An 11,619-nucleotide genomic window follows, 5' to 3' on the forward strand; every position below is an offset into this window, starting at 1 on the left:
CCAATTTTCAAAAGTATAGTTTTTGATTATTGATACATAAAAACAATTAATTTTAATTATAGTTTTTACTCATAGATTTACGATAGTTTTGTGTAAATTTAATCGTATAAAAAATTGATTTACAGATTTTTGATGCTAATGTTTTAAATATCAAATAAAATAATACTATGGAAAACAACACGAACAGTACAGGGAAATGTCCTTTTTCCGGAGCTACACAAAATAAAAGTGTAGGAACGCACGGGACAAAAAATAAGGATTGGTGGCCCAATCGATTGAACTTAAATGTTCTTCGCCAAAATTCATCACTATCGGATCCAATGGGAGATAACTTCGATTATAGGAGGGAATTCAAAAGTTTAGATCTAGAGGCGATTAAAAAAGACTTAACAGAACTCATGACGGACTCACAAGATTGGTGGCCAGCGGATTTTGGTCATTACGGTCCTTTGTTTATCCGTATGGCTTGGCACAGTGCGGGGACTTATCGTATAGGAGACGGTAGAGGAGGCGCGGGAACAGGACAACAACGTTTTGCACCATTAAACAGTTGGCCAGACAATGCCAATCTAGACAAAGCTAGAAGATTGCTTTGGCCTATTAAACAAAAATACGGACGTAAGATTTCTTGGGCCGATTTAATGATCTTGGCAGGAAATGTAGCGCTAGAATCTATGGGATTCGAAATATTTGGTTTTGCAGGGGGTCGCCCTGATGTTTGGGAACCCGAAGAGGATGTGTATTGGGGTAATGAAACCCAATGGTTAGACGATAAAAGATACACAGGAGATCGTGATCTAGACAATCCGTTAGCGGCCGTACAAATGGGATTAATTTATGTCAATCCTGAAGGACCTAACGGGAATCCGGATCCAATCGCAGCAGCCAAAGATATTCGGGAAACATTTGCTCGAATGGCAATGAACGACGAAGAAACCGTCGCATTGATCGCGGGTGGTCATACCTTCGGAAAAACACACGGAGCGGGTGACCCGGGGCTAGTGGGACCGGAACCGGAGGCAGCCGATATGGAAACGCAAGGATTGGGTTGGATCAGTAAATTTGGCTCAGGTAAAGGAGCGGATACCATTACCGGTGGACCGGAAGTAACATGGACGCAAAAACCAACACAATGGACCAACTTGTTTTTTGAAAACTTATTCGGTTTCGAATGGGAATTGACCACAAGTCCAGCAGGTGCCAAACAATGGGTGGCTAAAAACGGGGCTGGAGCAGGAACTTTTCCGGATGCACACGATGCAACTAAAAAACATGCGCCAACCATGTTAACTACCGATCTCTCGTTGCGTTTCGATCCGGAATATGAAAAAATCTCTAGACGATTTTTAGAAAACCCAGACCAATTTGCCGATGCCTTTGCACGTGCCTGGTTTAAGTTAACCCACCGTGACATGGGACCTCGTTCAAGATATTTGGGTAGCGAAGTGCCTGCGGAAGAGTTAATCTGGCAAGACCCTATTCCTAAAGTAGATCACGAGTTGATTAATGATTTAGACATACAAGCCTTAAAAACGAAAATACTTAATTCGGGATTAACCGTTTCAGAATTGGTAGCTACAGCTTGGGCTTCAGCAGCTACTTTCCGTGGTTCGGACAAACGAGGTGGGGCTAACGGAGCTAGAATTAGATTAGAGCCTCAAAGAAGCTGGGAAGTCAATAACCCTCAACAATTGGCGAAAGTGTTGCAAACGCTCGGAAGAATTCAGGAGGAATTTAATGCAGCACAAACTTCCAACAAGAAAGTTTCTTTAGCGGATCTAATTGTATTGGGGGGTGGAGTAGCCATTGAAAAAGCCGCTGAAAAAGTAGGTTTCGAAATAGTAGTTCCTTTTACCCCAGGAAGAATGGACGCTTCAGAGGAACAAACCGATGTCGCATCATTTGAGGTTTTAGAACCTATAGCCGACGGATTTAGAAATTATCTGAAAACAAAATATTCGGTAGCAACGGAAGAGTTATTGGTGGACAAAGCACAGTTGTTGACGTTAACTCCACCAGAGATGACAGTTTTAATCGGAGGAATGCGCGCCTTGGGAGCCAACTACGACCAATCAAATCTTGGAATTTTCACCTATCGTCCTGGAGCATTAACCAACGATTTCTTTGTAAACTTGTTAGATATGGCTACCGAATGGAAAGCTACCGATGAGTCTAAAGAATGGTACGATGGTTATGACCGTGCTACAGGAGAAAGAAAGTGGAGAGGGACCCGAGCCGACCTGGTTTTTGGATCGAATTCGGAATTGAGAGCTTTGTCCGAAGTCTATGCCTCTGCCGATGCACAAGAAAAATTCATTAATGACTTCGTGGCGGCTTGGCATAAAGTCATGAACTTAGACCGTTTCGATTTGGAGTAGGCTAAACAAAAACAAAGATTATAAATAGAAATAATTGAAGTAAAAGCCCTCTTCGGAGGGTTTTTTAGTAATAAAGAGTTCGATGAAAAAGGGAAACCCTACCTTTGATTCGACAAACAAAAAAAACGAAATCAATAGGAAAACCGAATAAAAGAGAATAATAAATTAACAATTCAAAAAAAGTAATGGAAGCATCGTTTTATGATTTTAGCGCAACATCTTTACAAGGAAAAGAAGTAAAAATGAGCGATTTTAAAGGAAAGACAATTTTATTGGTGAACACTGCAAGTCAATGTGGCCTAACACCGCAATATGAAGGTCTGGAAAAAATATACGAAAAATACAAAGAAAAAGGATTGGTAATATTAGGGTTCCCATGTAACCAATTTGGAAATCAAGAACCGGGTGACGAGAAATCAATAGCAGAAGGCTGTCTCTTGAATTATGGAGTTTCTTTTCCGATGTTCGCCAAAATTGAAGTCAATGGCCCGGGAACGCATCCACTTTTCAAATACCTAAAAAAAGAACTTCCTGGTTTTCCCGGCAATAGCATCAAATGGAATTTTACCAAGTTTCTCATTGCCCCCGATGGAAAACCTCTAAAAAGATTCTCACCCATTACAAAACCAGAAAAAATAGAACGCTATTTAGCTCAAAAGGCACTGTTATAGACGATTCTATATCGGTAATCAAACCCGACTGTTGAACTACCTTTTAGATTCAACCTTATAGTTGCTTTGCGACGGGTCAAATGGTAGTTAAAAGTAACTTTGCAGTATAATTATAGTATGTTTATAGTATAGTTATAGTATAGTTGTAGTATAGTTAAAGTAAATAAGAAGAAAAGGAATTAGCAATTCAAATCATTGTAAAAAGCTAATTCCTTTATCTATTTTGAAGAGGATCTGGAGAGTAATGAAAGGAATAAAAATAGGGGTTTCTAAAAAAACAGTTTGGGTTCAAAACAATTCTTTATAAAATGGTAATTGATTTCGCTATTTTTTAATAATTACCTAAATTGCGGCACTCAAAAAAGATACTTTTAGATAATGGAACAAGTACAACCTTACCAACCAAAAAATAAAGTTAGAATTGTAACTGCTGCCTCTCTATTTGACGGGCATGATGCGGCGATCAATATCATGCGTAGAATCATCCAAGCTACGGGAGTTGAAGTGATTCACTTAGGACATGATAGAAGTGTAGAAGAAGTGGTGAATACCGCTATTCAAGAAGATGCAAATGCGATTGCGATGACGTCTTACCAAGGAGGTCACAACGAATATTTCAAATACATGTACGATTTGCTTAAAGAAAAAGGAGCAGGTCATATCAAAATATTTGGTGGTGGTGGCGGTGTAATTCTTCCTTCGGAAATTGAAGAGTTACATGCTTACGGGATCACTAAAATCTATTCGCCAGACGATGGTCGTGCCATGGGATTACAAGGGATGATTAACGACTTAGTTCAGAAAGCAGATTTCCCTGTGGGTGATGTGCTGAATGGTGAAGCGGATCATTTAGAAGAAAAAAATCCAAGAGCGATTGCTCGTGTCATTTCTGCAGCTGAAAACTTCCCTGAAATTGCTAAAGAAACGTTAGATAAAATTCACGCCGCAAACGAAACTTCTAAGATTCCAGTTTTAGGAATTACAGGAACAGGTGGTGCAGGAAAATCATCGTTAGTGGATGAGTTAGTGCGTCGTTTCTTAATCGATTTCCCTGAAAAAACCATTGGATTAATTTCGGTGGATCCATCAAAACGTAAAACAGGAGGAGCCTTGTTAGGAGATAGAATTCGTATGAATGCCATCAACAATTCTCGTGTGTACATGCGTTCGTTAGCAACTCGTCAATCGAATTTAGCTTTATCAAAATATGTAGCTGAAGCGATTCAAGTGTTAAAAGCTGCTAAATATGATTTAATCATTTTAGAAACTTCAGGAATTGGACAATCGGATACTGAAATTTTAGATCATTCTGATGTTTCTTTATATGTTATGACACCTGAATTTGGTGCTGCAACTCAGTTAGAGAAAATTGATATGTTGGATTTCGCAGATTTAGTAGCGTTAAATAAATTCGACAAACGTGGAGCATTAGATGCCATTCGTGATGTGAAAAAACAATACCAACGCAATCATAATTTATGGGATGTAGATCCAGATAAAATGCCTGTATTTGGTACTATCGCTTCGCAATTCAATGATCCTGGAATGAATACGCTTTACAAATCGATCATGGATAAGATTGTAGAGAAAACAGGAGCGGATTTAAAATCGACTTTCGAAATTACGCGTGAGATGAGTGAGAAAATCTTCGTAATTCCTCCTCACAGAACTCGCTACTTATCGGAAATTGCAGAGAACAACAGAAAATATGACGAAACGGCGCTAACACAAGTAGAAGTAGCTCAAAAATTATACGGAATTTTCAAAACCATTGAATCAGTTAACGGAAATTTACCTCAAATTGACAAAGCGGGAATTATTGAAAGTTCTTTAAAAGTTAATGATAATAACAAAGATTTCTTAGGTTTATTATTGAAAGAATTCGATAGAGTAAAAATGAATTTAGACCCATACAATTGGGAAATTTTATTGACTTGGGAAGAAAAAGTTAACAAATACAAAAATCCGGTTTACTCGTTTAAAGTACGTGATAAAGAAATTAAAATTGAAACGCACACTGAATCGTTATCACATTCTCAAATTCCAAAAGTTGCCTTACCAAAATACCAAGCTTGGGGAGATATCTTAAAATGGAATTTACAAGAAAACGTACCAGGAGAATTCCCATTTGCATCAGGATTATATCCATTCAAACGTGAAGGAGAAGATCCAACACGTATGTTTGCAGGGGAAGGTGGACCAGAAAGAACGAACCGTCGTTTCCATTATGTTTCTTTAGGAATGCCAGCAAAACGTTTATCAACAGCCTTCGACTCAGTAACCTTATACGGAAATGACCCAGACCACAGACCAGATATTTATGGTAAAATTGGTAATGCGGGAGTTTCTATTTGTTGTTTAGACGATGCGAAAAAATTATACTCAGGTTTCGATTTGAGTCACCCAGCGACTTCGGTTTCCATGACCATTAATGGTCCAGCACCAATGTTGTTAGGATTTTTCATGAACGCTGCGATTGATCAAAATTGTGAGAAATACATCAAAGAACACGGTTTAGAAGAGGAAGTAGAGAAACGAAAGGCAGCATTATACGACGATAAAGGTTTAGAGCGTCCAAGATATAACGGAGAATTACCAGAAGGAAATGATGGTTTAGGTTTGTTGCTTTTAGGAGTAACGGGAGACCAAGTCTTACCAGCAGATGTGTACCAAGATATTAAAGTGAAAACTTTAGCGCAAGTTCGTGGAACTGTTCAAGCGGATATCTTAAAAGAAGACCAAGCACAAAATACTTGTATTTTCTCTACGGAGTTTGCTTTACGTTTGATGGGAGACGTTCAAGAATATTTTATCAAACAAAATGTACGTAACTTCTATTCGGTTTCTATTTCAGGATATCACATTGCGGAAGCAGGAGCGAATCCAATCACGCAGTTAGCGTTTACGTTAGCAAATGGATTTACTTATGTAGAATATTATTTAAGTAGAGGAATGAACATCAACGACTTCGGTCCGAATTTATCGTTCTTCTTCTCTAATGGTATTGATCCTGAATATGCTGTAATCGGTCGTGTAGCACGTAAAATTTGGGCGAAAGCCATGAAAAATAAATATGGAGCTAACGAAAGAGCGCAAATGTTGAAATACCACATTCAAACTTCTGGACGTTCGTTACACGCGCAAGAGATTGATTTTAATGATATTCGTACGACTTTACAAGCGTTGTATGCGATTTATGATAACTGTAACTCATTGCATACCAATGCTTACGATGAGGCAATTACGACTCCAACAGAAGAATCAGTACGTCGTGCGATGGCCATTCAGTTGATTATTAATAAAGAATTAGGTTTAGCGAAAAACGAAAATCCAATTCAAGGTTCGTTCATTATTGAAGAATTAACCGATTTAGTAGAAGAAGCTGTTTTAGCTGAATTTGATAGAATTACTGAAAGAGGCGGGGTTTTAGGTGCCATGGAAACTATGTACCAAAGAAGTAAAATTCAAGAAGAGTCGTTGTATTATGAAACTTTGAAACATACAGGAGAATTCCCAATCATTGGTGTGAATACGTTCTTGAGTTCAAAAGGTTCGCCAACAGTGATTCCAGCAGAAGTAATTCGTGCAACTGAGGAAGAGAAACAGTTCCAAATTCAAACCTTAGAGAATTTGCATCAAGCTAAAGCTAAAGAAGTTGAAAATCAAATCTCAATCATTCAAGAAGCTGCGATTCAAAATCAAAACATTTTTGAAAAATTGATGGATGCAGCTAAGGTGTGTTCGTTAGGACAAATCACCAGTGCTTTATTTGAAGTAGGTGGTCAGTATAGAAGAAATATGTAAGCAGGATGCATCTGAAACAAAGCGTAAGCTGAAGTTGAAGATTGCATATCGCTTATGCTGAGCTTGTCGAAGCATCGCTACGAACGGAGATCTTTACAATAGATTTCCCAAGCAATTATGGATAAAAAAGAGGCTGTTTCAAAAGAGAAACAGCCTCTTTAATTTTCTGCAGTGTGTCTTTGATTATAAATTAATTTTTCTGCCTCTAGGGTATTTTATTTGATAAGAAATTTGTTTTTTGATAGCGTTCTTTGCCGGAATGTTGACTTTCCAGAACAAAATACCCTTTACTTCATCGTATTCGGCATCATTTACATTGATTTTTTCGATTTTTATTTCTCTATTTTGACTAATTGGGATACGATCATAAAGTTTAATGTCTACAGGGATAGATTTGTTATTTCGTAAGTTAATCTCATAATTTCGGTCGATAATGGAAGTACTTCCTAACAAAGATTTGTTTTTATAATCATTAATTTGTTTTCGTTCTACGATTATATTATAGTCAATTCCCATAGAGATGACTAATTCTTCTTCGGTTTGAAATGGATTAAGATAGGTTGTTCCTGCAAAACTACCTTCTAAATATATTGTAGCATCTCCCGGAAGTAAATCGTATTGCGTCCAGTCTTTTATTTTAGCAGTCAGATAAACATTCTCACTTAAAATAGGAGCGGAAAAATATTCAAATTCAGCAGGAATACTAAAACGATCTATTTCAATCATTGAAGGCGTTTCATGAGAAGGAATACTATAGTTTTTATTAATTCGGAATAAAACGGAATTAATAACTATTTCTTTTTCGTCAACAAGTTCTGCTTTTGGTTTTTCAGGAACGCTGTCTTCTTCATAGTTGTCACTACTTCTACTATAGCCTGTCACCACTACTTCGGAAAGTTGTGCTGTACTCTCTTCTAAGATTACATTCATTGTACTACTGTATATGGGAAGTGTTTCCTCTTTCATTCCTATAAATGAGTAGGTTAATTCCATTCCTCTTTCAACTTTAATAGTATAATTTCCATTAAAATCGGTTTGTACACCAATAGTGGTTCCTTTTAAAACTACATTTACTCCCGGTAATGGGCCAGATTTATCAGAAACAGTTCCTGTCACGGTTTTTACTAGTGGGTTGTAAACTAATTTTTTGTTTCTTGAAGGACTTAACTGGCGATTATTATAATTATTTACAAAATTCAGATAATGACTTTCCAGAGTTGGTTTTTCATTGGAGTTTGTTGGATTTGCAGTAGAAAGAATCAATTTAACATCATTCCAGTTTTCTCCGGTAGTTTGATATACTTGAGCTTTGTAGGCAAATTGTAAGGCATCTTGAGTGTTTTTGGCTTTAATTTCATAGGAAGGTACCCACCCGGCATTAGAAACATTGTATTTAATATTTAGATTAAATGAGGCGGTTTCATTGGGATTGTATAATTTTAATAGGATTTCCCCTTTTTGTTCTTTTTCCTCATTGTTTATTTTGTTTTTTTCTAATAGCATAGCCGATAAATCTTTTTCCAGAGATTCTATTTTTTTCGAAATATCAAAAATTTCCATTTTGATCACCGGGACTCTTTCACGGTAATGTTTGCTATGGATTAGTATTTTTTCAAGAGTAACCGATTGTTGAGAACTGCTAAGGTTTTTATTCTGCGTTAAAATAGTCTCTTCTTCTTCTAAACCTTTAATTTGACTTCTTAAAAGCGCTATTTCTCTAGTTTTCAAGTCGATTTCTTTTTGTAAAAGATTCAATTTTTCAGAAGTGGCTCTTTTAGGATAAAATACGGTCTCGAATCCAATAGAAAGAATGGAAAGATCTTTTAAACCACTTATTTGAATGGTATTTTGGTTTACATACGGAGAAAGATCGGTAATTTTAACCAAAGTGTTGCCTTTGGGTAAGTTAACTAATGCTTCAGAGTTGATTTGTGCAGCATTGGAAAATACAGTTACTTCTTTGATTGTTGCTTTAATTTTTATTTCATTTGCAAACAAGGAAAAGGTGCAGAAAAAAAGTAAGAGATAATATTTCATAGTAAAGGATGAGTTATTGCTGAATTTTCAAAGGGTTAATGTACTATAATTTTCTTACAGAACAATACAATTATATTAATAAAAACACATGACTGTAGAAATCCACCCCAATTGGTTTTATGATTTTTATCCTATGAAAACTTTGGCATTAGGAAGTTTTCCGCCACACCCTAAAAGACATGCTTTCCCGTTTTATTATCCGAATAAGCAAAACCGATTTTGGAAAGTAATGTCCGAATTATCGGGAATCGAATTGCAGGCAAGTCTTTCAGATACAGTACAAGTTATTGAAGAGCGAAAGCAAATCATGAGAAAATTAAACCTAGGAATTCATGATGTGGCACTGGAAATAATTAGGAAGAACAACAGTTCTTTAGATGCTAATATCGAAATTACGAAGTTTCAAGATATTGTCTCCATTGTAAATAACCATCCAGAATTGGAAAAAATACTACTCTTAGGTTTTTCGGCCAAAAATAGTGCCGCTCAAACTTTTTTAAAATACATTGAACAGGAACAACTGAAAGTAGAATTCCCTTCAAATTTTCGCCTTAAGTCAGAACAATCCTTTACTATTTTTGTGAATGACAGAAAAATGGAGTGTGTGATTTTAAATTCTACCTCATCTGCAAGTTCGGTAACAATTCCACAACTCGTTAATCAGTTCCGTCAATTTATATAGGATTGGTCGCAACAGTTGGGTTAAATTTAAGATTGTGTTGTTTATAGGTTAAATAATGCTTTTGGGCGTAAACTGTTTGTTTTTGTCAGATTTTTAGACTAAATTAGAGAAAAAAATTATCATCATGAAAACAATTCTAGTTCCTACTGATTTTTCTCAAATGGCCAATAATTCGGTATTGTATGCTTTAAAAATTGCTAAAAAAAATAAGGCACAACTTTTATTGCTGCATACTTACGAACTGCCCATTCTTTCAATGCAGCCTTTCCCTTTTGATGCTTCTAATTTGTATAAAACAATCGACTTAGATGAGTTTGAAGTTTTTAAAGACAATTTGAAAGTTCTACGAAAAATAGCCGAGGAGAACAATGTAGAAGACGTGCCGTTGTTCCATAAACTTTCTATGGGAGATTTGAATTACAATATCAACGAGACCGTTAAAAAGGAAAATGTAGATATGATTGTGGTTGCTACTTCTGGAGGTCAAGATTTTTTCTCAAAATTAGTAGGAAGCAACACAGATTCGGTGATTATTTCTAGTAAGGTTCCTGTAATTGTGTTGCCCAAAGATTTTGATGTCAATGATCCAGTAGAAACCATAGGATTTACGACACGCTTCAGAGAAAAAGATAAAAAAGCCCTGCAATCAACTATTGAATTTGCTGAATCGCTAGGGCTTAGAATAAAATGTATGCATGCGCAAACAGAAGCTGATTTTGATCATCAGATTGTTTCACAATGGGAAAATGAATTCAAAAATCACGAAGTTTCCTTTTTTGTATATCCTTCAGATGATGTTTTCGAAACCATTGAAGAATTTATCACCCATCAAGAGATAGATATGCTCGCTATGGTAACCTATAAAAGAGATTTCCTAGAAGAGTTGTTTACTACAAGGTTTACCCAAAAAGTAACCCACAAAGTAGCTATTCCTGTTCTGGTATTACAATAAAAGGTTATTATTCTTCTAAGTCTTCTTCGCCACCCATTTTTAGGGAGACCAAGACGCCTACTAGTAAAGAAACAGCAATAAAGCCTAAAGAAACCCACTCTGGGAATTTGTAATAATGTACTAACAACATTTTGATTCCTACGAAGGTTAAAATAGCAATTAAGCTGTATTCTAAATAGCTGAATTTTTCCAGCATATTAGCTAGGAAGAAATACATAGAGCGCAATCCTAAAATGGCGAAAATATTAGAACTGAATACTAAAAAAGGATCCGAAGTAATGGCCAAAATAGCCGGAACACTGTCAAGGGCAAACAAAACGTCCATTACTTCGATCACTATCAAAGCAACGAAAAGCGGAGTTGCAGTTCGTCCTCTTTTAGTCTGTATGAAAAACTTCTCCTTATCTGTTTCGGAAGTGATAGGAATAATTTTGCCGATAACTCGGTAGATAAATGATTCTTTAGGTTCAAAATCATCTTCTTCACTGTTGAAAAGCATTTTGATTGCTGTAAACAACAAAAAGGCTCCAAAAACATAAGTAGCCCAGCTAAACTTATTAATAATCATTACTCCAAAGTAAATCATAAGTCCTCTGAAAGCAACGGCACCTAAAATACCCCAAAATAAAACACGGTGTTGGTATTTTTGAGGAATTTTGAAAGAAGCGAAAATAACAGCGATAACAAAAATATTATCAACACTTAAAGATAATTCTATTAGATAGCCCGTAATATACTTCATTACGGCGGCTGTAGGTTTTAAATCATCAGGATTAGCAACGTAATTATTTTGGTATAACCAATAAATAACTCCTGAGAAAGCAAGAGAGATGCTTACCCAAAAAGCGGTCCATCCACTGGCCTCTTTACTAGAGATAATATGAGGGTTTTTGTTGAATACGCCTAAATCAAGCGCTAAAAAAAGTACGATCGCTAAAATAAATAATCCCCAGACTAACATATGAATTTTGATTTCTGCAAATATAAATTTTTTACCAAAGGGATTCCTTAAAATAAGGTTAAATAACTTTAAAATATATTTTTTGATACAATACCCTAAAAAAACAAGGGGTAGTTGATTGTTTTTTTATTGTT

At 36.1% G+C, this 11,619-nt stretch carries 7 protein-coding genes; 5 read left to right on the forward strand and 2 right to left on the reverse strand.

Going from position 1 to position 11,619, the window contains the following annotated elements:
• Window positions 1–167: 167 nt before the first annotated feature.
• From katG to NAT50_RS03230, 3 genes are all read left to right on the forward strand, one after another.
• Window positions 168–2,378: a catalase/peroxidase HPI gene (gene katG / locus NAT50_RS03220; protein WP_250591449.1), complete on the forward strand. Its 2,211-nt coding sequence runs from the start codon at window positions 168–170 to the stop codon at window positions 2,376–2,378.
• A gap of 185 nt (window positions 2,379–2,563) precedes the next feature.
• Window positions 2,564–3,049, forward strand: coding sequence for a glutathione peroxidase (locus NAT50_RS03225; RefSeq protein WP_250591451.1), 486 nt, complete (start codon window positions 2,564–2,566; stop codon window positions 3,047–3,049).
• A 378-nt stretch (window positions 3,050–3,427) separates the two neighbouring features.
• Window positions 3,428–6,853, forward strand: a complete 3,426-nt coding sequence (locus NAT50_RS03230) for a methylmalonyl-CoA mutase family protein (protein ID WP_250591453.1) — start codon at window positions 3,428–3,430, stop codon at window positions 6,851–6,853.
• Window positions 6,854–7,036: 183 nt separating this feature from the next.
• On the opposite strand, the gene NAT50_RS03235 is transcribed toward NAT50_RS03230, so the two are convergent.
• A complete protein-coding gene (locus NAT50_RS03235; protein WP_250591455.1) occupies window positions 7,037–8,890 on the reverse strand; it encodes a DUF4139 domain-containing protein in 1,854 nt (617 codons plus the stop codon).
• A gap of 88 nt (window positions 8,891–8,978) precedes the next feature.
• On the opposite strand from NAT50_RS03235, the gene NAT50_RS03240 reads away from it, so the two are divergent.
• Together NAT50_RS03240 and NAT50_RS03245 are read left to right on the forward strand one after the other, a co-directional pair.
• Window positions 8,979–9,572, forward strand: coding sequence for a uracil-DNA glycosylase family protein (locus NAT50_RS03240; protein ID WP_250591457.1), 594 nt, complete (start codon window positions 8,979–8,981; stop codon window positions 9,570–9,572).
• 124 nt (window positions 9,573–9,696) lie between these two features.
• Window positions 9,697–10,524 (forward strand): universal stress protein, encoded by an 828-nt coding sequence (locus tag NAT50_RS03245; RefSeq protein ID WP_250591459.1) that lies wholly within the window; start codon window positions 9,697–9,699, stop codon window positions 10,522–10,524.
• Window positions 10,525–10,531: 7 nt separating this feature from the next.
• Here NAT50_RS03245 and NAT50_RS03250 read toward each other — a convergent pair whose 3' ends face one another.
• Entirely contained in the window at window positions 10,532–11,485 is a 954-nt protein-coding gene (locus NAT50_RS03250) for a TerC family protein (protein WP_250591461.1), read from the reverse strand.
• Between the last annotated feature and the right edge of the window lie 134 nt (window positions 11,486–11,619).

The sequence above is a fragment of the Flavobacterium luminosum genome, from assembly GCF_023635005.1.
Lineage (GTDB): Bacteria > Bacteroidota > Bacteroidia > Flavobacteriales > Flavobacteriaceae > Flavobacterium > Flavobacterium luminosum.

What these genes read in the sequence shown, in the direction of transcription:
- NAT50_RS03245 (WP_250591459.1), top strand. Translation starts at nt 9,697, where the DNA reads ATGAAAACAATTCTAGTTCCTACTGATTTTTCTCAAATGGCCAATAAT.
- NAT50_RS03225 (WP_250591451.1), top strand. Translation starts at nt 2,564, where the DNA reads ATGGAAGCATCGTTTTATGATTTTAGCGCAACATCTTTACAAGGAAAA.
- NAT50_RS03250 (WP_250591461.1), bottom strand. Translation starts at nt 11,485, where the DNA reads ATGTTAGTCTGGGGATTATTTATTTTAGCGATCGTACTTTTTTTAGCG.
- NAT50_RS03230 (WP_250591453.1), top strand. Translation starts at nt 3,428, where the DNA reads ATGGAACAAGTACAACCTTACCAACCAAAAAATAAAGTTAGAATTGTA.
- katG (WP_250591449.1), top strand. Translation starts at nt 168, where the DNA reads ATGGAAAACAACACGAACAGTACAGGGAAATGTCCTTTTTCCGGAGCT.
- NAT50_RS03235 (WP_250591455.1), bottom strand. Translation starts at nt 8,890, where the DNA reads ATGAAATATTATCTCTTACTTTTTTTCTGCACCTTTTCCTTGTTTGCA.
- NAT50_RS03240 (WP_250591457.1), top strand. Translation starts at nt 8,979, where the DNA reads ATGACTGTAGAAATCCACCCCAATTGGTTTTATGATTTTTATCCTATG.